This is a genomic window from Streptomyces sp. NPDC007863 (genome assembly GCF_040633895.1).
In the GTDB taxonomy this organism is placed as follows: domain Bacteria; phylum Actinomycetota; class Actinomycetes; order Streptomycetales; family Streptomycetaceae; genus Streptomyces.
In genome coordinates this window covers 506145-527152 of the sequence record NZ_JBEYEI010000001.1, presented here as the reverse complement: position 1 = coordinate 527152, position 21008 = coordinate 506145, and the positions used below count along the sequence as shown (strand labels likewise).

Sequence of the window (21008 nt, the reverse complement as noted above, 5' to 3'; positions counted from 1 at the left end):
GGAAGGTCCAGGGGGCCCCGGCCGGTGTCGTACGGCCGGGGCCCGCTCCGCCGGTATCAGCTACCGACGGTCTTCGCCGCCTCGTCCCACCTCTTGTTCAGGTCGGCGAAGAAGTCCTCGATGCTGCCCTTCGCGGCGCCACGGGCCGTGTCGATCAGCTTCTGGCGGTATTCCTGCTTGTTGAGGCCGATCTCGGCCGCCTCGTCGATGTCGTTGACGAGCGCGGTCTTCGCCTCGGACCGGTCGAAGAACGTGACATCGTTGTCAACGAAGTCCTTGAGGGTGGCGGGCATCGGGGCCGACTTGACCGCGGAGACCACGCCCTCCTTCTCCGCGAAGCCGGACTTCTCGGTGAACCAGTCCACCCAGGCGCGGGCGGCCGGCTTGTTGTGCGAGTGGACGCTCACGGCCTGCTGGTAGTCGGAGACCAGGGCCGCGCAGTGCTTGCCGCCCTTCTGCACGGGGAAGGGCATGAAGCCGATGTCCTCGGCGGAGCCGCCCGCCTTCTTGGCCGCGTCCTGCATCTGCGTGATCGACCAGGAGCCGAGCATCATCGTGGCGATCTTCCCCTCGCCGAGGAGCGCCTTGGAGGTCTCCCAGTTGGTGGTCGTCGGATCCTTCTCCGACAGCCCCTCCTTCACGATGTCGAACAGCAGGCCGTCGGTGGTGTTCAGCTCGCCGCCGGCCTTCCAGGGCGAAACCGGTCCGGCGAGGGCGTTGCCGGCCTGGGCGTCACAGCCCGCGACGCCGAGGTTGTTGGTCCACTGGACCAGCGGCCAGCCGTCCTTGAAGTTGGTGTAGTACGGGGTGGCGCCCGTCTTGTCCTTGATCGCCTTCAGGCCGGCCAGGAACTCGTCCGGGGTCTTCGGCCAGGCGGTGACGCCCGCCCGCTCCCACAGCTTCTTGTTGTAGACGAAGCCGTTGGCGGTGCCGAACTGGGCGATGCCGTAGACCTTGCCGTCCACCTCGGTCTTGTCGGCGAAGCGGTACTTCGACAGCTCCTCGGCCGTGCCGAGGGGGGCGAAGAACGTGGGGTAGTCGTTCTTGGCCACCGCGCCGGGGATGAAGAGCACGTCACCGTACTCCTTGGTGTTCATGCGGATCTTCACCTCCCCCTCGTAGTCGGTGATGCCGTCGAACGTGACCTTCACCTTCGGGTAGACCTTGTTGAACTCGGCCGCGTACTTCTGCAGCGCCCCACTCTGGACCAGGTCGGTCCGCTGGGTCAGGACCTTGATCTCGCCGGAGACCTCCTTCGGGTCCGACGGCGGCGCGGCCACCTCGCCGGTGGCGCCGCCGCCTCCGCCGCCGCACGCCGACAGCGCGAGCATCACAGCGGCCAGCACAGCGCCCGAGAGCGCGGTCGTCTTCTTGTTCCCCATGGCCCAACTCCTTCAAAGTCACGGCTCAGGTCATCGGTGGGATGACGGCACTATGTCAGCCAGTCGTGAACCGGTAAAGTGCTGATTTCCAGCGTGATGCCTAATCGTTACCCGGGCCGCCCGATCGGCAAGGGTCGATGAAGTCGCGTGTCCCCTGCGCCACGCACCGTGCTGGCTATGCTTCACCGGTTCATGGACAGTTAAGTAAATGTACGGCTAGCTTGTCGGCCCGTACCCGCATCCCGCCCACTGCCAGGCGATTGGAGCCGCACACCATGAAGGACGTCACCCCGCTGCACGACGGGTGGAGCCTGCGCCACGAGGACGCAGCGCTCCCTGCGCAGGTGCCCGGTTGTGTCCACACCGACCTGCTTGCCGCCGGCGTGATACCGGACCCGTTCCTCGGCCCGAACGAGACGGAGATCGCCTGGGTCGGCCGCCGCGCGTGGTCGTACGTGACGGACCTCGCCGCCGACGACGGCCGCCACGAGCGGCGCGAACTGGTCTTCGACGGCCTCGACACCGCCGCGGAGGTCCTGCTCGGCGGCGCGTCCCTCGGCTCGACCCGGAACATGCACCGCGTCCACCGCTTCGACGTCACGGGACGGTCGGGGCCGCTGGAGGTCCGCTTCGACTCGGCGTACGACGAGGCCGAGCGGGTCCGCTCCCTCACCGGCGACCGGCCCAACGTCTACCCCGAACCGTTCCAGTACATCCGCAAGATGGCCTGCTCCTTCGGCTGGGACTGGGGGCCGACCGTCGTGACCGCCGGCATGTGGCGGCCGGTGCGCCTGGAGCACTGGTCGACCGCGCGGCTCGCCGAGGTCCGCCCGCTGGTCACCGTGGACGGCACGACCGGCCGCGTCGAGCTGCGGGCCGGGACCGCGCGCACCGAGAGCGGGGCCGGCCGCCCGCTCACCCTGCGGGCCACGGTCGCCGGGGTCGTCGCCGAGACCTCCTTCGACGGGGCGGAGGCGGTGCTCGGCCTGGAGGTGCCCGAGCCGGAGCTGTGGTGGCCGCGCGGCTACGGCTCCCAGCCGCTGTACGGCCTCGACGTCGAGCTCCTGGACACCGACGGCACGCCGCTCGACTCCTGGTCGCGGCGGATCGGCTTCCGCACGGTGACCGTCGACCGCTCGGCGGACGAGCGCGGCACCGGCTTCACCTTCGTCGTCAACGGCACGCGGATCTTCGCCCGCGGGGTCAACTGGATCCCCGACGACGTGCTGCCCTCCCGGGTCACGCCCGAGCGCTACCGCACCCGCCTCACCCAGGCCGCCGAGGCCAACATCGACCTCGTCCGCATCTGGGGCGGCGGCATCTACGAGGACGACGCCTTCTACGACGTCTGCGACGAACTGGGCCTGATGGTCTGGCAGGACTTCCTCTTCGCCTGCGCCGCCTACCCCGAGGAGCAGCCGCTGCGCGGAGAGGTGGAGGCGGAGGCGCGCGACAACGTTGTCCGACTGATGCCGCACCCCAGTCTCGTGCTGTGGAACGGCAACAACGAGAACCTGTGGGGCTTCCGCGACTGGGACTGGGAGGAGCCGCTCGCCGGCGACTCCTGGGGCGAGGGCTACTACCTCGGGATCCTGCCCCGGATCGTCGCCGAACTCGACCCGACCCGCCCCTACACCGCCGGCAGCCCCTGGTCCGGTTCCTGGGACCACCACCCCAACGACCCCCGCCACGGCACCCACCACTCGTGGGAGGTCTGGAACCGCCAGGACTACGCCGAGTACCGCGCCGACGTGCCCCGGTTCTGCGCCGAGTTCGGCTGGCAGGCGCCGCCCGCGATCAGCACCCTGCGGCGCGCTCTGCCCGGCGAGGACCTCGCCCCCGACTCCCCCGGGATGCTGCACCACCAGAAGGCCGAGGACGGCAACGGCAAGCTGAACCGGGGCATCGAGCGCCACTTCGGCCTGCCCGACGGCGACTTCGACCGCTGGCACTACCTCGCCCAGGTCGTCCAGGCCCGCGCGGTGGCGGCCGGCATCGAGCACTGGCGCTCCCACTGGCCGGTCTGCGCGGGCACGGTCGTGTGGCAGCTCAACGACTGCTGGCCGGTCAGCAGTTGGGCCGCGATCGACGGCGACGGGCACCTCAAGCCCCTCTACCACGAGCTGCGCCGGGTCTACGCCGACCGGCTCCTCAGCCTGGTGCCCGCCGACGGGGGACCCGTGCTCGCCCTCGACAACCAGTCCGGCACCACCTGGCGCACGCCCGTCACCCTGCGCCGCGTCGCCGCCGACGGCACCGTGCTGAAGGAGGCCTCGCTCGACCTGGAGGCCGCCGCGCGGACGGTGCTGCGGATGGTCGTCCCGTCCTCGCTGCTGCCGGCGGCCGACTCCGGCAAGGAACTCCTCGTCGCCGACGCGGACGGCCTGCGCGCGGTCCACCTTCCCGTGTACGAGAAGGAGTTCGCCTACCCGGAGCCGCTGTACGACGTCCTGGTCGAGCCCGCCGGGGACGGCGACGCGGTCGTGACCGTCACCGCCCGCACCCTGGTGCGGGACCTCCTGCTCCAGGCGGACCGACTGGCCCCGGCGGCGAGCGCCGACCGGGGACTGGTCACCCTCCTGCCGGGCGAGGAGGTCCGGATCACGGTGCGCGGCTGGGCGGGCGACGACCCGCGGGCCGTGCGGGCGGCCCTGTTCAGCGTGGGAGCGGCGTGAGCGCCCCAGCCTCTCGCATCCCCGGCCGGCGGGTCACGATCAACGACGTGGCCGCGCTGGCCGGGGTGTCCAAAGGCGCGGTGTCCATCGCCTTCAACAACCGTCCCGGGGTGTCCCCGACGACCCGCGAGCGGATCTTCGCCGCGGCCCGGGAGCTCGGCTGGAGCCCGAACCAGACCGCGCGCAACCTCTCCGGCCGGCGGGCGGGCATCGTCGGCCTGGCGGTCTGCCGGCCGGCCCGGCTCCTCGGCCTCGAACCCTTCTACATGGAGTTCATCTCCGGCATCGAGGACGTCCTCGCCGAGCGTTCCTGCTCCCTCCTCCTCCGGCTCGTCCGCGACCTGGAGGAGGAGAGCTCCCTCTACCAGGAGTGGTGGCGCAGCCGGACGGTCGGCGGGGCGATCCTGGTCGACTTCCACCGGGACGACCCGCGGATCCCGCCCCTGCGGGCCCTCGGCATGCCCGTGGTGGCCGTCGGGCACCCGTCGCTGACCGGCGGGTTCCCTTCGGTGTGGACGGACGACGCCTCGGCGGCGGCGGAGGCGGTACGGTACCTGGCCGCGCTCGGACACCGGCGCATCGCCCGGGTCGGCGGCCCCACCGGCCTCGGCCACAGCGGCATCCGCGCCGCCGCCTTCGAGGCGACCATGGCGGAGCTGGGGCTGGGCGGCGGGCGCCAGGTGGCGACCGGCTTCGTGGGAGAGGAGGGGGCCCGGGCCACCCGCGGTCTCCTGATGTCCCCGGAGCGGCCGACGGCGATCGTGTACGACAACGACATCATGGCCGTCGCCGGGGCGGCGGTGGCGGCCGAGATGGGGCTCGCGGTCCCCGACGACCTCTCCCTGCTGGCCTGGGACGACTCGCAGTTGTGCCGTCTGACGCATCCGCCGCTGTCGGCGATGAGCCACGACGTGCACCAGTTCGGCGAACAGGTCGCCCGCACCCTGTTCGGGGTCATCGAGGGGACCCACACGGGCGCCTATCAGGTGCCCACGCCGTCCCTGACGCCTCGCGGGTCGACGGGACCGCCGCGGCGTACGTAGGCCGGGACACGGCGTCGAGGGGCCGCCTCTCCGGGGAGGCGGCCCCTCGACGCCGTGCGTCGTCCCCGTGGGGACGGCGGAAACGGACGAGGAGCGGGCTCCGCGGCAGGGACGTGCCGGCGGAGCCCGCTCCTCTCGCACCCGGTGCGGCGGGTGCGGTACGGGGTCAGCTCTTGGCGCAGGGGACGCCGTCGAGGCTGAAGGAGGCGGGCACGGCGCCGGGGCCCGCGACGTTGACGCCGAAGCTCACGGCCTCACCGGCCGGGACGGACGCGGTCCAGGACTCGCTGGTGGCACGCACCTGCCGGCCGGTCCGGGTGACGGACGCGTTCCAGGCGGAGTTCACCGTGGCGCTCTCCGGGAGGTCGAAGTCGAGCTTCCAGCCCTTGAGGGGCTGTTCGCCGGTGTTGCGGACGGTGACGTCGGCGTTGAAGCCGGTGCCCCAGTCGTCGAGGCGGTAGGCGACGGAGCAGCCGCGCCGGTAGACGCCGGCCTCCTTCGAGGTCTGCCGGATGCCGTCGGGGCCGTGGAAGAGGCGCTCGCCCCAGGGGGTGAGCCGCTCGGCGTCGAAGCCGGTGGCGAGGTCGAGGTATTCGACGCCGCCGCCGTTGCCGCTCCAGGACCAGCCCAGATAGCCGAGGTCCAGCCGTCGGGCGGTGGCCATGATGGCGTCCTCGTCGGGGTTCCCGTCGGAGTGGTCGTGGCCGAACTCGCCGACCACGATCGGAAGACCGCGGTCGACGAAGCTGCCGAGGTAGTCCTCGACCTCGGCGGCGGTGTCGTACACGCCGTACATGTGGATCGAGAAGACGGTGTTGCGGTCGGGGTCGGAGGCGAAGACGGCGGGGGCGTTGTCGCGCATGGTGTGCGACCAGTCCTGCCCCCAGTTGGGCGCGTCGGCCATCAGCGTGTGGTCGAAGCCGGCCGCGCGCAGGCGGCCGATGGCGTCCTTGGTGTCCTGCGTCCAGGCGGCGTAACCGGCGTTGCCGTGGGGCTCGTTGCCGAGGTTGACGATGACGTACTTCTCCTGGCCCTTGAGGGCGCTCGCCACCTCCAGCCAGTAGTCGACGGCCTCGGAGAGCGAGGCCGCGCCGCTCTGCTCTCCGTATCCGGTGGTGTCGTGGGCCTCCAGGACGCAGACGAGGCGGTTGGCCTTGCACTGCGCGACGACCGCAGTGACGTCGGCGGCGTCGTTCCTGGTCCAGCGGGTGCCGGTGGAGAGGACCACCCGCACGGAGTTGGCACCCAGAGCCTTGATGTCGGCGAGGGACCGGCCGGTGCGGTCGGTGTACCAGGTGTGGGCGTGGTTGACGCCGCGCAGGACGATGTCCTCGCCGGTGGCGTCGACGAGCCGTCCGTCCACGACACGGAAGCCGTCGGACCGCTCGGCGGCCTGGGCGGTGACGGGGACCGAGGTGATCGTGGCGGCGAGGGCGAGCAGCGTCGCCGCCGAGAGGACCCGTGTCCTGTTCATGTGGTGCTCCCAACTCGGGCCGCGCCCTCGGGAGAAGCGTGGGCGCGGTGGTGCCTGACATGGAGTGAGACGGCGGCGGATCGGGGCCGGTCGCCCCGGGCGGGCCCACGGGTGGTGGGCGGGTCGCCGGGTGGTGGGCGGGTCGCCGCCGGGCCCCACTGCCCGGATGGTGCTGCGGCTCGGTTCCGGGCAGTGGGGATCGACCGCGGATTCGGTTCGGGTCGTCGCTTTCGTGGATCAGCGATTCGTCCTGCCGATTCCTGGCGGCCGAGTTGAGGCTAGAGGCCGTGATGGCCGATAACAATAGCCGCAACATAACCGGTTAAGTTTAGGTGCCGGTTTTGTTGGCGCCCACCATTCACCCGAGGAGTTCGGCGGTGCCCGTCGTGGCGCGGAAGACCGCGCCGGCGCCTTCCAGTCCCGCCTCGGCGCCCGCGGGCACGTACACGGCCCGCCCGGGGCCGATGCCGAGGCGCTCCCCCGCCGAGGAGACGGTCGCGGTCCCGCCGGCGCAGAGGAGGATCTGCGGGGCGTCCAGCGTCACGCGCCGCCGCGGTTCACCGGCGCGCAGGAGGTACCGCGACAGGCGGAAGTCGTCCACCGGCGCCGGGTAGACCTCCTCCGCCCCCTCCTCCCGAGGGGTCAGGACGCGGGCCGGGGGCGCGTCGAAGCGCACCACCCGGACCAGTTCGTCCGCGTCGACGTGCTTCGAGGTCAGACCGCACCGCAGGACGTTGTCGGAGCTCGCCATGATCTCCACGCCGAGCCCGGAGAGATACGCGTGCGGGACTCCCGCGCCGAGGAACAGCGCCTCGCCGGGGGCCAGTTCGACGTAGCGGAGCATCAGGGCCGACAGGAGTCCGGGGTCACCTGGATGCGCCCGTGCGACGCGGTCGTAGGCGGCGATGCGGGCCTCCCCCGCCCCGGCCGCCGCGGCGGCGACTCCTCGGGCGACGGCGTCGAGCAGACCGGCGGGCGGCCGGAGGAAGGCCCGGAACACCTCCGCGAGCGCCTGCCGCTCGGGAACGAGCCTCAGGGTCTCGGCGTACGGCCGCAGCGCGGGCACCTTCAGGGAGTCGAGCAGGCCGGCGGTGTCCGCCGGGTTCCGGAAGCCGCACAGCCCCTGGAAGGGGGTGAGGGCGACGATCATCTCGGGCTTGTGCTGGTCGTCGCGGTAGGTGCGGTGGGGTGCGTCCAGGGGCACGCCGAGCGCGTTCTCCCGCGCGAATCCGGCCTGGGCCTGGGCGAGGTCCGGGTGCACCTGCACGGAGAGCGGGGCTTCTGCGGCCAGGAGCTTGAGCAGGAACGGGAGCCGGGGCCCGAACCGGCGCACGGTGACCGCCCCGAGCTCACCCTCCGGATCCCCGGAGACGACCCGGTCCAGCGGGACCGGCGCGTCCCCCCGGGACACCAGGGAAGGCGCCGCCGGATGGGCGCCCATCCAGAGCTCGGCCTGGGGGGCACCGGTGGGCGGCAGCCCCATGAGCTCCGGCAGCAGGGTGCGGGAGCCCCAGTCGTAGGGCTGGACGGTGTTGAGGAGGAGATCCATGGCCATTTCCTGGAGTGCGAGTGCGTACGGGTGAGGTCGGGGCAGGGCGCCTCGCCTTGAGGGGCGGCCGGTGCTCGGATTCGCGGGCAGCGCGGGAGGGCCCTGGCCGTATCCGGTGAAGGTCGGGTCAGCCCTCAGGGGGAGCCCGGTCGTCAGTTGGCCGTCAGGCGGCCGGTCGCGCCCAAGCCCGAGCCCGCGCCCGAGCCCAAGCCCGAGCCCGCCCCCGCGCCCGAGCCTGCGCCTGTGCCTGCGCGGGACGATCCGGAGGCCGCGACGCCGGCGGCCGCCGCGCCGATCAGCCCGGCGTCGAGGGCCAGCCCGGCGGGCACGACCGGGAGGCCTCGCGTGAAGTCGAGGACGGCGAACGACGTGAGGTGATGCCGCAGGGGCGCGAACAGCACGTCGCCCGCCTGCGAGACCCCGCCCCCGACGACGACCAGGTCGAGTTCGACGAGCGCGGCGGTGGCCGCGATGGCGGCGGCCAGGGCGCGGCCGGCCCGGTCGAAGGCGGCGAGCGCCCTCGGGTCGCCCGCGCGGGCCGAGAGTTCGACCTCGCGGGCGGTGGCGGGAAGGCCGGGCGGGGGCGTCCAGCCCGCTTCCAGCGCGTGGGCGGCGATCGCCGTGCCGCTGGCGTAGCGCTCGACGCATCCCCGGGCGCCGCAGGGGCAGGCCGGGCCGTTCTGGTCGACGGTGATGTGCCCGATGTGCCCGGCGTTCCCCGTCGTGCCGGCGTGGAGGGAACCGCCCAGGACCAGGCCGCCGCCGACCCCGGTCGAGACGACCATGCACAGGGCGTTCGCCGCGTCCTTCGCCGCGCCGAGCCAGTGTTCCGCCGCCGCCATCGCGACCGCGTCGCCGACCAGCACGGGCTCGATGCCGGCGGGCACGGCGGGATGGTTCCGTACCCGCTCCACCAGGGGGAAGGAACGCCAGGCCGGGATGTTCACCGGGCTCACCGTCCCGGCGAAGGTGTCCACGGGCCCGGCGCTCCCGATCCCCAGGCACGACAGCGCGCCCCACTCGGGGTGGGCCGCGAGCTCGTCCACGACCGACGACACCGCCGCCATCATCGCCCGGGCGGACTCGCGCGCGGGCGTCGGCCGCTGCGCCCTCACCACGACACGCCCCTCGGCGTCGATCAGCGCCCCGGCGATCTTCGTGCCACCGATGTCCAGCGCTCCGTACACCATCCGCCCAACCTCTCCAGAACTGTCGCAACCGTGCAGGGCACCACTCTGCCGAGCTATGACAACGTTGTCTAGAGAGAAGCGGATCCGGTTAAGTCACATGTCCAGGCGGCCCGCACCGGCCGTCGCGCAGCAGCATCGCGTGCGTCGTCCCGGGCGGAAGCTCTTCCAGGTGGTGGGTGACCAGCGCCGGGGCCGGCTCGGGACGGGTCCGGCCGAGGGCGTCCAAGCGGTCGATGTGGCACTCGGCGCCTCCGCCCAGCCCCCTGGTGGAACAGGCCACACAGGACCTGCGCGACCGGATCACAGGTGGCCACTGGCCGGTCGGCACCGGACGGCCCGCCGAGACCGCCCGGGCCAAGACGCTCGGCGTCGGCCGCTCCACGGTCCGGGAGGCCCTGCGCGCGCCGGCCGGAGCCGGACTCGTGCAGGTCCGCCAGGGCTCCGGCGTGTTCGTCATCGCCGTCGAGCCGGAGGCGTCACCGACACGGGACCGGCGCAAGGGCCCTCGGGCCGGCGCAGGCGCCGGCCCGAGGGCCCGGTGCGGACGTGGCGCGTGTCAGTCCGCCGGGGTCAGGGCCACCTCCGCGCTGCCCGAGAGGGAGGGGAGGCCGGCCGGAGGGGTGTCCTTGTAGGAGGCGTTGAAGACGGCCTTCAGGTTGTCCGAGCCGGCGTGGCCGCCGTCCACGAAGGTGCGGAAGGAGCCCGCGCAGCCGGTGCTGGTCGACAGGGGGTGGCCGTGGGAGTCGTGGCCGAGGATGAAGGAGACGGTGACCCTGGAGCAGTCGACGGGCTGGTCGTCGGTGATGTCGACCTTCCAGGTGACGGTGTCGCCCCAGTGGAACGCGGTGCCGCCGTGCGGAGCGGGGTCGGTGGTGAGGGAGACGAGCGGTGCCTTGTTGCCGACGACGACCTGGACGGCGGTGGAGGCCGACCGGCCGGTGCCGTCGGTGACCTTCAGGGTGGCTTCGAAGACGCCGTTCGTGGTGAAGGTGTGCGTGGGGTCGGGTTCGGTGGAGTCCACGGTGCCGTTCGCGTCGAAGTCCCAGGCGTAGCGGAGCGCGTCCCCGTCGGCGTCCTGCGTGCCGGCGGCGGAGAAGCGGACCGTCAGCGGGTTGACTCCGTTGACGACGTCCGCGGTGGCCTTGGGCTCGGGCGTGCGGTTGCCCCGGACGTAGTCGATGCGGGCGAGCTGCGCCTCGGGCAGTTCCGCGAAGTAGCCGGTGCCGTACTCCAGGACGTAGAGCGCGCCGTCGGGGCCGAACTCGGCGTCGATCGGTCCGTCCGTGCGGATGCCGGGCACGGCGTCCTCGATCGCGAGGACCTCGTTGCGCTTGCCGAGGGTGAGTGCCTTCATCTGGTCGCGGGTCCACTCGTAGAAGAGCGGCTTGCCGGCGAGGGAGGCGGGCCAGCGGTTCTCGGCGGTGTTGCGCTTGTCGTAGCGGTACGCCGGGCCGCCCATGGGGCCGATGCCGCCCGTGCCGAGCTGCGGGAACGTCGCGGAGGCGTCGTAGCCGTAGACGATCTCGGCGTCCGTGACCGGCGGCAGTTCGGTCAGGCCGGTGTTGTGGCGCGAGTCGTTGACCGGGGCGGCGCAGTCGAAGGCGCCGGCGGACTTCTGGGTGGCGAAGTCGTAGTCCTGGTAAGGCTGGTCACGGGTGACGCAGAACGGCCAGCCGTAGTTGGCGGGGCGGTCGATGACCATCCAGCGGCCCTGCCCGGCGGGGCCCCGGTCCGGGCGGGCGGTGCGGGCGTCGGGCGAGTAGTCGCCGACGTAGACCTCGCCGGTCCGCTTGTCGACCCCGAAGCGGAAGGGGTTGCGCAGGCCCATGGCGTAGATCTCGGGGCGGGTCTTCGGGGTGCCGGGCGCGAAGAGGTTGCCGTCGGGGATCACGTAGCCGCCGTGGCGCTTGACCTTGATGCGGAGCACCTTGCCGCGCAGGTCGTCGGTGTTGCCGGAGGTGCGGCGGGCGTCGTAGGCCGGGTTGCGGTCGGGGCGGTCGTCGATCGGGGCGTAGCCGTCCGAGGAGAAGGGGTTGGAGTCGTCGCCGGTCGAGAGGAACAGGTTGCCCCGGTGGTCGAAGTCGATCTTGCCGCCGACGTGGCAGCAGAGGCCGCGGTCGGCGGGGATGTCGATGATCTTCTGCTCGGAGGCGTAGTCCAGCTTGTTGCCGGTGAGCTTGAACCGGGAGAGCCGGGTGTAGCCCTTGTACGGGGCGAAGTCCGCGGGCGTGCCGGTCTGCGGGGCGTCGCCCTCGTTGACGCCCGGGGTGGACGGGTCGTCCATGGGGGTGGTGAGGCGGGGCGAGTAGTAGAGGTAGACCCAGTGGTTCCTGGCGAAGTCGGGGTCGACGGCGATGCCCTGGACGCCTTCCTCGTCGTGCTGGTAGAGCCCGGCGGGGCTCTTCTTCATGTCGGCGGCGAGGAAGTTCACGCCGCTCTCGGGGTCGTGGATGCGGATCTCGCCGGTGCGCGCGGTGTGCAGGACGCGCAGGTCGGGCAGGACGGCGAGGGCCATGGGCTCGCCCGGCCGGTCGTTGAGGGTGACCTTCTGGAAGGCCGAGGCCGCGGATGCGGATGCGGATGCGGCGGACGGGGTCTCGTCGGATGCGGTGGTGGCCTGGACCGGGGTCAGGGGCAGCAGCCCGATGGCGCCGGCCAGCGCCGCCGTGCCCAGGAGGGTGACGATCCGTCTGTTGCGCACGCGGAACTCCTTCGCTACTGGTTCGGGGCGGTGCGTCGTGGTCATCGGCGGGCGCGGAGGGCGGCGAGGTTGTCGTAGCCGATGCGGGCGTACTCCAGCGACTGGCCGGGGACGGAGGCGCTCGGCGCGGTGTCCTGCTCGACCATCGGGTGGTGGCGGTTCTTCGCCCCGACCCGGGTGAAGAACCCCCGGTAGTCGATGGCGCCGGTGCCGAACGGCACCATGTCGTAGCCCATGCCGCTCTGCGGGTTGATCACACCGTCCTTGGCGTGGAAGAGCGGGAAGCGGGGCGTGTGGCGGGCCACCAGGCCCGCCGGGTCGAAGATCTGCTCGTGCCGGGAGCCGTCGTGGGCGGTGTAGGTGTGGAACTTGTACCGGGCCACGTGGGCCCAGAAGACGTCCAGCTCCAGGTAGACGCTTCTGGGGTCGCTGACCCGGAGGAAGTACTCCAGCTTCCGGATGCCGGAGCTGCGGGTCGGCCGGCCCTGGGCGTCGAGCGGACCGCCGTCGAGGAGGAAGTCGTAGGCGCTGTCGTGGTTGTGGGTGTAGAGCTTGATTCCTTCCCGGGCCGCGAGGGCGCCCAGGGTGTTCCACTTCTCGGCGGCGACGTCCCAGTCGGCGCGGTAGGGGCTGCCGGTGGGGTCGCCGCCGGTGCCCATGTGCTCCATGCCGAGGATGTTCGCGATCTCCAGGGCCTGCCGGAACGCGTCCAGGTCGGCGGGGGTGAGCGGCCAGGAGCCCGGGATGAAGCCGTGGCTGCCCTGGGCGCGCAGCCCGTACTCGTCGAGCCAGGAGCGCATGAGCCGGGCGCCCTCGACGGTGCCGAGGTCCGCGCCGCCGGGGGCGTTGGCGTGCTGGCGGTACCCGGCGAACTCCACCTGCCGGTAGCCGTACCTGGCCAGCTGCCGGAACACCTCGCGGAAGCCGGACGGCAGGTCGGAGGCGAGCGGGTCGCGGGAGACCGCGTCCCGGACGGTGTAGAGGATCAGTCCGCGCTTGTCCGGGGGGACGAGGGCGGAGCGGCCGCGGTCCCCGGTCTGCTGCGGCTCGGCCTGCGCCAGGGCCGGCGAGGAGCCGAAGACGGGCGCGGCGACGGCCACGGCCGCGGTGGCCGTGCAGGTGCTGAGGAAGCGGCGTCGGCTGACCCCGAGCGTACGGCGCAGCGCGTCGCCGGCGGTGGCCGCTTCGGGGGTGGTCGCTTCGCTCGTGGTCTCTTCGGGCGACACGGTCACGGTGTTCTCGCTTTCGTGGTGACGGGGGTACGGGGGTACGGGGGTACGGCGCGGCCCGGCGGAGGGCGCGGCGGTGCCGGGTGGGGCGGTACGGGGATCGGCGGTACGGGAGGAAGCGCCGGTACGGGAAGGGGTGCGCCGGATCAGGTGAGTCCGGCGAGCCGCAGGAGGAGCGGCTTCACCTCGGTGGCCGCGGTGCGGCCGGGCAGGGCGCCCGGGGCGGAGCAGAGGATGAGCGGGCCGTCCGCGTCGCTCGCGGGCAGGCGGCCGTGGCTGCCTCGGACGGGTGACGGGTCCAGGGGCACGACCGCCACGCGGTAGCGCAGACCGGCCTTCTTGCGGGCCAGGGCTGCCGCGGCCTTGAGCCGTACGTAGGGGTCCCGGGGATCCATGAAGAGTTCGGCCGGGTCGTAGCCGGGCTTGCGGTGGATCTCGACGAGGCGCGCGAAGTCGGGGGCGCGCGCGTCGTCCAGCCAGTAGTAGTACGTGAACCAGGCGTCGGGTTCGGCGACGGCGACCAGCTCGCCGGAGCGGGGGTGGTCCAGGCCATGTGCCTTCTTTCCCTCGTCGTCGAGGAGCCGCTCGACGCCGGGCAGGTCCTGGAGGGCGGCGCGGGTGGCCGCGAGGTCCTCGGGACGGCGGACGTAGACGTGGGCGAGCTGGTGGTCGGCGACGGCGAAGGCCCGGGAGGCCATCGGATCGAGGTACTCCATGCCGTCCTGGGTGTGGACGTCGAGGAGCCCGGCGCGTCGCAGGGCGCGGTTGATGTCGACGGGGCGGCTGACGCGGGTGATGCCGTACTCGGACAGGGCGACGACCGTACGGCCCTCGGCGCGGGCGTCGTCGAGCAACGGGCCGATGACGGCGTCGAGTTCGGTGGCCGCGCGGCGCGAACGGGGGTCGTCGGGGCCGTACCGCTGGAGGTCGTAGTCGAGATGCGGGAGGTAACAGAGCGTCAGGTCGGGGCGGCGGGTGCGCATGATGTGGCGGGTGGCGTCCGCGATCCACCGGCTGGAGGCGAGGGAGGCGCCCGGTCCCCAGAAGTGGAAGAGGGGGAACGTCCCGAAGCGTTCGGTGAGTTCGTCGTGGAGGTCCGGCGGGCGGGTGTAGCAGTCGGGTTCCTTGCGTCCGTCGGCGTAGTAGACCGGGCGGGGCGTGACGGTGATGTCGGTGTCGGCGCCCATCGCGTACCACCAGCAGATGTTGGCGACGGTGTAGCCGGGGTGGGCGCGGCGGGCGGCGTCCCAGATCTTGTCGCCGGCGACCAGGCCGTTGTGCTGGCGCCACAGCAGGACGTCGCCGAGTTCGCGGAAGTACCAGCCGTTGCCGACGATGCCGTGCTCGGCGGGGAGGGTGCCGGTGAGGAAGGTGGACTGGGCGGCGCAGGTGACGGCGGGCAGCACGGTGGACAGGGGCGCGCGCGAGCCGGAGTCGGCGAGGGCGCGGAGGCGGGGCATGTGGTCGAGGAGCCGGGGGGTGAGGCCGACGACGTCGAGGACGAGGAGGGGGGTGGGGCGACCGTCGGCCGGGGGCTTCGCTTCGGTCACGGGAGTTCCTTCACGGGAGGTCCTTCGCAGGAGGTCCTTCACGGGAGGTCCTTACGGATCCTTACGGATTTCCTTACGGGATCTCCTTCAGGCCGAGGTCGGTCAGCAGGTCGCGGGCGAGGGTGAGTTCGGCGGCGATGCCGTCGGCGAGACGGCCACGGGTCCGGGGCCGCGCACCGGGCGGGAGCGCCTGCCAGGTGTACGTCTCGACCTCCAGGTGGCGGGTGCGGGGGCGGGCGCCGCCGACCAGGTGGGTGAGGGCGTCCTGGAGGACGGGGAGCGTGGAGGTGAGCGGCGGGGCGGGCGGGGCGTGCAGGGGGACGTGGAAGTGGGCGCGCCAGGGGGCCGTGTCGGGCAGGGTGTCCCCCGCGAGCGCTTCGGGCAGGTCGTCGGTGCCGTGGAGTCCCGTGGCGGTGACCGTGCGGGTCTGGTGCAGGAAGCGCGGTTCGGCGTAGGCGGCGAGGGCGGCGCGCACGTCGGGCCGGTGGGGGTGTTCGGCGTGCAGGGCGGTGGAGAGCTGGGCCTTGGGGACGCCGATGCCGGCGGCGTCGAGGGCGGCGAGTGCCGTGGCCGGGTCCTCGAAGGAGGTCGCGAGGTGGCAGGTGTCGACGCAGACGCCGACGCGGTCGCCGGGCAGGCCGGTGAGCGGTGCGATGGCGTCGGCGGTGGTCTCCACCGCGCAGCCCGGTTCGGGTTCGAGGGCGAGCCGGACGGACTTGCCGGTCAGCTCCTCCAGCGCGTCGAGCCGTTCCGTGAGGGTGGTGAGGGCGGCTCGGGCGGTGGCGGCGGCGTGCTCGTCGAAGGCGGTGCGCCAGGCGAGCGGCAGGGTGGAGACGCTGCCCTCGGTGATGTCGTCGGGGAGCAGGGCGGCGAGGAGGCGGGCGAGGTCGGTGGTGTGGGCGAGGCGCTCGGGCTCGGTCCAGTCGGGACGGTAGACGCGGTGTTTGACCGCCTCGGCGCCGAAGCCCTCGTAGGGGAAGCCGTTGAGGGTGACGACTTCGAGGCCGCGGCGGTCCAGCTCGGTCCGGAGGCCGCGCAGCGCCACCGGGTCGTCGACGAGTGCCCGGGCGGCGCCCCTGGCGAGCCACAGGCCGATGCCGAGCCGGTCGCGGCCGAGGCGCCGGCGCACCGGCTCGCAGTGGTCGCGGAGCTGGGCGAGGACGCCGTCCAGGGTCTCGGCGGGGTGGACGTTGGTGCAGTAGGAGAGGTGGACGAGGGTGCCGTCCGGGTGGCGGAAGCGCACGGGTCCCTCCTCACTCTCCGCCGCGGAGCACGGAGTTGCCCTCGTGCAGGGGTTCCGGGGCGGGGACGTCGAGACGGAGCCGGCCGCCGAGTCCGTAGAAGGCGACGGGGTTGCGCCACAGGACCCGGTCGACGTCGTCCTCGGTGAAGCCCGCGGCGAGCATGGCGTCGGCGACCTCGCGGGTCTTCAGCGGATCGCTCCTGCCCCAGTCGGCGGCCGAGTTGACGAGGATCCTCTCGGTGCCGAAGGTGCGCAGGATGGCCACCATGCGGTCCGTGTCCATCTTGGTGTCGGGGTAGACGGAGAAGCCGAGCCAGCAGCCGCTGTCCGCGGCGACGGTGACGGTCGTCTCGTTGAGGTGGTCGAGCAGGGTCCGCTCCACGGGCAGGGCGGACTCGCGGACGACGTCGAGGGTCCGGTGGAGTCCGGCGAGCTTGTCCCGGTGCGGGGTGTGGACGAGGGCGGGCAGGCCGTGGTCGGCGGCGAGCTGCAGCTGGGCGGCGAGCGCGGTGTCCTCGGCGGGGGTCATCGCGTCGTAGCCGATCTCGCCGACGGCGACGACGGAGTCCTTCACGAGGTAGCGGGGCAGCTCGTCGAGGACGGGCGTGCAGCGCGGGTCGTTGGCCTCCTTGGGGTTGAGCGCGATCGTGCAGTGGTGGGCGATGCCGTACTGGGCGGCGCGGAACGGCTCCCAGCCGAGCAGCGCGTCGAAGTAGTCGAGGAAGCTGGCGGGCGAGGTGCGCGGCTGGCCGAGCCAGAAGGCCGGCTCGACCACGGCGCGGACGCCCGCCGCGTACATCGCCTCGTAGTCGTCGGTGGTGCGCGACGTCATGTGGATGTGGGGGTCGAAGATGCGCATCACGGCTCCTGGGTCGGTACGCCGGTCAGGGTCAGGGCGTGGCGGAGGTCGCGGGGGATCTCCCGGCCCGCCGCGGTGCGTTCGGCGGCGTGGGCGGCGAGCATGCGGGCGAGCTCCGCGTCGTCGGCGGCCCGCCGCGCCAGGTCCGCCACGGCGGTCAGCGGTACGCCGGTGAAGAGGCACTTGAGGACGGCGTGCCGCCAGGCGTGCGGGGCCAGGTGGGCGGCGGCGTAGGGGCCCACGGCGGCGGCGATGAGCCGGGTGTCGTGGGTGCGCAGGGCGTCGTCCACGAGGGGTGCGGCCTGGGGGCCGTCGACGAGGAAGGGCAGGGCGAGGAGCACGGCGCGGCGCTCGGCGGCGCTGCCCTGCCGGTAGAGCCGGGTCAGCGTCTCGGTGGCGGCCCGGGCCTCGATCAGCAGCAGGGCCCGTACGGCGTCCGCGGCGTCCTGGCCGCAGTGCCGGCCGGCGGTGACGAAGCGGAGCTGCCAGGCGGGGTCTGCGGAGTGCGCGGGTGGGGGCGCGGGTGGGGTCCGTGGGGCCGTCGCCGCACGGGCGGCCGGGTCGCGGGGCGATGGTGCCCGTGGTGCCGCCGCCGCTCGGCCGGCGTCGGCCAGGGCCTCGGCGAACCAGGCCCGGGCGTGGTCGTCGGGCAGCCGGGCCGCGATGCCGGCCCGGGTCCAGGACGGTGGTGGCGTCAGCATGCCGGCGCTCCCTTCGCGGCGACCTCGGCCGCGTCACGGAGGAAGGCGACGGATTCCGCGGCCAGGCGCGGGCCCGCGTGCGCGTGGCGGGGCAGTTCGACGACGGTGAGGCCCTGGTAGCCGGTGGCCGCGAGGGCGTCGAGGACGGGCGGGAAGTCGATCTCGCCCTCGCCGAACGGCAGGTGCTCGTGCACACCGCGCCGCATGTCCTCGATCTGCACGTGCCGCAGCCAGGGCGCCGCCGCGCGGACGCACGTGGCGGGCGGCTCCGTCTCCAGGCACTGGCAGTGGCCGATGTCGAGGGTGAGGCCGAGGGGCGCGGGGTCGCCGAGTGCGGCGCGCAGCCGGTGGAAGTCGTCGAGCGTGGCGAGGAGGTGTCCCGGCTCGGGTTCGATCGCGAGCGGCACGCCCGCGTCGGCGGCGGCGTCGAGCACGGGCGCCAGCGCCTCCGTCAGGCGCCGCCAGGCCGTGGCGTCGTCGGTGCCGGGCGGCGTGACGCCGCTGAAGCAGTGCACGGCGTGCGCCCCGAGGTCGGCCGCGACCGCGACGGCGGTGCGCAGCAGGCGGATCCGGGCGGCACGGTCCTCCGGGCCGGCGTCGAGCAGCGAGGGTCCGTGTTTGCGGCGCGGGTCGAGCACGTACCGTGCCCCGGTCTCGACGGTCGCGGTGAGTCCGAGCGCGCCGAGCCGGCGGGCGACGCGGGCGGTACGGGCGGCGAGACCGGGCGCGAGGGGGTCGAGGTGCATGTGGTCGAGCGTGAGCCCGACGCCGTCGTAGCCCAGGTCGGCGAGCAGCCCGAGGGCGTCGTCGAGACGGAGGTCGGTGAGCCCGTTGGTGCCGTATCCGAGGCGGAGTCGCCGCCGCTCGCTCATGTGGCGCTCACCTTCCGTGCGAGGGTACGGGCGAGGGGGGCGAGCCCCAGCAGGCCGATCCCGGTGCCGACCGCTCCGGCGCGGGCCGCGAGGGCGGCCTGGAGCGGGATCATGGCGCGGATCCCGGCGCCGACGGCGCGCTGGGTGAGGGGCGGGGACGGGTTGAGCGCGGCGTGCAGCAGGGGCACGGCGGCGGTGCGGGCGTAGAGGGCGGCGGGCAGCAGCGGTACGAGTTCCGCGGCGCCGCACGGCTTCCGGAGCGACCGGAGGGCGGTGCCGGCCCCGAGCGCGGACGTCGCGGCGAGGGCCCCGAGCGGGACGCGCGTCGAACCGCCCCGCGCCTCGTGCCGGGACACGGCGGTGACGGCGTACGTGTGCACGGCGAGCGCCCCGGCGGGCGCCGCGACCCGGCGGAGGACGGCACGGGCTCCCACGGGGGCGGGGACGCGTCGCGCTGCGGGGTCCGTGACCGAGGCCGTGGCGCCCAGGACGAGGTCGAGGGCGCGGGCGGCGGCCATGGCGGCCGGGGCGGCCGGCGTGTGCTTGAGGCGGAGGTCGTAGGCCCATACGGTGCCGGCCAGGGCGGTCGCCACGGTGAGGGCCGGCCGGCCGGCGCGGGAGGCGAGGGCGAGGCCGGCGGCGGTCAGGAGACCGGCCGCGCCCAGCGCCGCGGCCGGAGCGATCCGCCCGGAGGGCAGGGGGCGGTGGGGCCGGTCGACGGCGTCCTCCTCACGGTCGGCCCAGTCGTTGAGCGCCATGCCCGCCTCGTACAGACAGAGCGACGCCCCGACCGCGTACGCGGTCCCCCGGCCGGGCCGCACCCCGACGGCCGCGGCCCCGGCCAGCGCGTCCCCGGGCACACTGAACAACGCCGACACACGCAGCAGTTCGGCCCAGGACCGGAGCGGACCGCGGCCCGGGGCGAAGCCGGGTCGCTGCGGGGGCCCGGACGCGGCGCCGGAGGCGGACGCGGGCTCGGCTACCGGCACGGTGCCGGACTCGGTGCCGGGCGCGGGCGCAGGGCCGGGCGGCGGCGTCGCCGTGCGTGCGGTCGCGCGGGGGCGTGGGGCGCCGGGCTCGGGTGTGCCGCGCTCGGCGGGGTTCGGGTGGGTGGGGCGGGTCATTTCGCCTCCCGCAGCCGGTCGGCGAACGCCAGCAGCTCGGCGAACTGTTCCGCGAGGCCGGCGGGGCCGCCGTCCGGGTCCTTGAAGTAGAAGCCCAGCTGCGGGAGCGGGCCGGAGATGCCGGCTTCGTGGGCACGGGCGACCAGGCGGGCGAGGTCGAGGACGAGGGGCGCGGCGAGCGCGGAGTCGCAGCCCTGCCAGATGGTCTGGAGAATCATCCGCGATCCGAGGAAGCCCTCGAAGGCGATGTGGTCCCAGGCCGTCTTCCAGTCGCCGAGTGCGGGAACGTCGTCGATGTGGACCCGGCCCTCCGGCCGGTGGCCGAGCGTGTCCGTGAGGACGCGTTCCTTGCCGGCGTTCTTCGCCGCCGCGGCGGCGGGGTCGGCCAGCGTCGCCCCGTCTCCCCCGCCCAGCAGGTTGGTGCCGGACCAGGCCCGTACCTCCAGGGCCCGCTGGACGAACATCGGGGCGAGGACGGACCGCAGCAGCGTCTGGCCGGTCTTGCCGTCGCGGCCCGCGTGGGGCAGTCCGGCGGCGCTCGCCGCGGCCGTGAGGTCCGGGGTGCGCAGCCCGGTGGACGGGGTGAAGTCGACGTACGGGCAGCCGGCCCGCAGGGCCGCGGCGGCGTAGAGGGAGCTGGGCGGCAGGCGTTCGGCGTCGGGCGCGGGTGGCGGCTCCGTGCAGGAGACGTTGACGACGACCACGCGTGCCAGTGCGTGGCGGGCGCGGAACGACACGAGGTCGGCGGCGAGGTCGGTGATGAGTTCGGCGTCGGTGCGGGGGTCGTCCGGGAGGGGTCCGCCGGTACGTATCTCCTCGTCGGCGGCGGCGAGTTCGGCGTGGACGGCGGCGGCGAGCCCGTGCGGGAGCACGCCGGCGCCGGTGAGGAGTTCGGCGCGCTTGGGGAGCGGGCAGGACGCGATGTCGTGGCCACCGAAGACGAGTGCCGCCAGCGGCGGCAGCCCGGTGCCGGCGAACGCGGGTGTCTCGGTGACCATCCCGGTCGCCGGGTGGAGTCCGGCGCGGACGGCGGCGCATCCTGCGACGGCCGTGGTCGCCACGGAGCCGCGTGCTCCGGCGAACCAGACTCCGGTGCGTGCGTGGGTGTCAGTCACGGGCTGCCTCCTTGCCGGTCGTTGAGTGCGTGGGGTGGAAGGCTGGGGGCTTGGGGGGGCTGGGGGGCGGGGGGGGAGGTGCCGCGGCGCCGCTGCGCTGCGGGCGGCGGGGGCGGGGGCGACGCCGGACGCCTGGCGGTGCGGGGCGGGGCGACCCGGCCCCGCCCGAAGGGGTTCCGGCGCGGGCCGGGGACGGCGGTGCCGTGAGGGCCAGGGGCCGTGGTGGTGGTGATGTGAGGGGACCGTAGCCCCGTTCGTCCCTGACGGAAAGCCCTTGTGCAGCCATGAGGACGAACTTTCT

General features: G+C 73.7%; 15 protein-coding genes and 2 pseudogenes. 3 read left to right on the top strand and 14 right to left on the bottom strand.

The annotated features are described in order from the left end of the window. Positions 1 to 56: 56 nt before the first annotated feature. On the bottom strand, positions 57 to 1382 hold the full coding sequence (locus tag ABZ621_RS02230; protein ID WP_360599746.1) for an ABC transporter substrate-binding protein: 1326 nt from the start codon (positions 1380 to 1382) through the stop codon (positions 57 to 59). A 275-nt stretch (positions 1383 to 1657) separates the two neighbouring features. Here ABZ621_RS02230 and ABZ621_RS02225 point away from each other — a divergent pair, with 275 nt between their 5' ends. After that, positions 1658 to 4057 (top strand): glycoside hydrolase family 2 protein, encoded by a 2400-nt coding sequence (locus tag ABZ621_RS02225; RefSeq protein ID WP_360599744.1) that lies wholly within the window; start codon positions 1658 to 1660, stop codon positions 4055 to 4057. After that, positions 4054 to 5100 carry a LacI family DNA-binding transcriptional regulator gene (locus ABZ621_RS02220; protein WP_360599742.1) on the top strand — a complete coding sequence of 349 codons (1047 nt, stop codon included), beginning with the start codon at positions 4054 to 4056 and terminating at the stop codon, positions 5098 to 5100. Before ABZ621_RS02225 ends, ABZ621_RS02220 begins: the two co-directional genes overlap by 4 nt. Positions 5101 to 5266: 166 nt before the next feature. Here ABZ621_RS02220 and ABZ621_RS02215 read toward each other — a convergent pair whose 3' ends face one another. The 4 genes and pseudogenes from ABZ621_RS02215 to ABZ621_RS02200 form a co-directional block, all read right to left on the bottom strand. Further along, positions 5267 to 6574 (bottom strand): cellulase family glycosylhydrolase, encoded by a 1308-nt coding sequence (locus ABZ621_RS02215; protein WP_360599740.1) that lies wholly within the window; start codon positions 6572 to 6574, stop codon positions 5267 to 5269. A 358-nt stretch (positions 6575 to 6932) separates the two neighbouring features. Next, the gene (gene manA / locus ABZ621_RS02210; protein ID WP_360599738.1) at positions 6933 to 8123 is read right to left on the bottom strand and encodes a mannose-6-phosphate isomerase, class I; all 1191 of its coding nucleotides are present in this window, start codon (positions 8121 to 8123) and stop codon (positions 6933 to 6935) included. 152 nt (positions 8124 to 8275) lie between these two features. Next, complete coding sequence (locus tag ABZ621_RS02205) at positions 8276 to 9313, bottom strand: ROK family protein (RefSeq protein ID WP_360599737.1); 1038 nt, start codon at positions 9311 to 9313, stop codon at positions 8276 to 8278. 112 nt (positions 9314 to 9425) lie between these two features. Next, positions 9426 to 9548 (bottom strand): annotated as a pseudogene (locus ABZ621_RS02200) (ABC transporter ATP-binding protein); the annotation flags it as partial. On the opposite strand from ABZ621_RS02200, the pseudogene ABZ621_RS02195 reads away from it, so the two are divergent. Next, positions 9547 to 9807, top strand: a pseudogene (locus ABZ621_RS02195) (GntR family transcriptional regulator); the annotation flags it as partial. The pseudogenes ABZ621_RS02200 and ABZ621_RS02195 sit on opposite strands and share 2 nt — an antisense overlap. A gap of 62 nt (positions 9808 to 9869) precedes the next feature. Here the strand turns inward: ABZ621_RS02195 and ABZ621_RS02190 are convergent. The 9 genes from ABZ621_RS02190 to ABZ621_RS02150 form a co-directional block, all read right to left on the bottom strand. After that, positions 9870 to 12014 (bottom strand): PQQ-dependent sugar dehydrogenase, encoded by a 2145-nt coding sequence (locus tag ABZ621_RS02190; protein WP_360599735.1) that lies wholly within the window; start codon positions 12012 to 12014, stop codon positions 9870 to 9872. 41 nt (positions 12015 to 12055) lie between these two features. Then, positions 12056 to 13240 carry a sugar phosphate isomerase/epimerase family protein gene (locus tag ABZ621_RS02185; RefSeq protein WP_360599733.1) on the bottom strand — a complete coding sequence of 395 codons (1185 nt, stop codon included), beginning with the start codon at positions 13238 to 13240 and terminating at the stop codon, positions 12056 to 12058. A 149-nt stretch (positions 13241 to 13389) separates the two neighbouring features. Next, positions 13390 to 14793 carry a nucleotide pyrophosphatase/phosphodiesterase family protein gene (locus ABZ621_RS02180; protein WP_360599731.1) on the bottom strand — a complete coding sequence of 468 codons (1404 nt, stop codon included), beginning with the start codon at positions 14791 to 14793 and terminating at the stop codon, positions 13390 to 13392. Positions 14794 to 14866: 73 nt separating this feature from the next. Further along, a complete protein-coding gene (gene eboE, locus ABZ621_RS02175) occupies positions 14867 to 16036 on the bottom strand; it encodes a metabolite traffic protein EboE (protein ID WP_360599729.1) in 1170 nt (389 codons plus the stop codon). Positions 16037 to 16046: 10 nt separating this feature from the next. After that, complete coding sequence (locus ABZ621_RS02170) at positions 16047 to 16895, bottom strand: TatD family hydrolase (protein ID WP_360599727.1); 849 nt, start codon at positions 16893 to 16895, stop codon at positions 16047 to 16049. Then, complete coding sequence (locus ABZ621_RS02165) at positions 16895 to 17596, bottom strand: EboA domain-containing protein (protein WP_360599725.1); 702 nt, start codon at positions 17594 to 17596, stop codon at positions 16895 to 16897. Before ABZ621_RS02165 ends, ABZ621_RS02170 begins: the two co-directional genes overlap by 1 nt. Further along, the gene (locus ABZ621_RS02160; RefSeq protein WP_360599723.1) at positions 17590 to 18468 is read right to left on the bottom strand and encodes a sugar phosphate isomerase/epimerase family protein; all 879 of its coding nucleotides are present in this window, start codon (positions 18466 to 18468) and stop codon (positions 17590 to 17592) included. The genes ABZ621_RS02165 and ABZ621_RS02160 overlap by 7 nt, the downstream gene beginning before the upstream one ends. Continuing rightward, positions 18465 to 19592, bottom strand: a complete 1128-nt coding sequence (locus ABZ621_RS02155; RefSeq protein ID WP_360599721.1) for an SCO3242 family prenyltransferase — start codon at positions 19590 to 19592, stop codon at positions 18465 to 18467. Before ABZ621_RS02155 ends, ABZ621_RS02160 begins: the two co-directional genes overlap by 4 nt. Next, positions 19589 to 20707 (bottom strand): inositol-3-phosphate synthase, encoded by a 1119-nt coding sequence (locus ABZ621_RS02150; protein WP_360599719.1) that lies wholly within the window; start codon positions 20705 to 20707, stop codon positions 19589 to 19591. The genes ABZ621_RS02155 and ABZ621_RS02150 overlap by 4 nt, the downstream gene beginning before the upstream one ends. Positions 20708 to 21008: the final 301 nt, after the last annotated feature.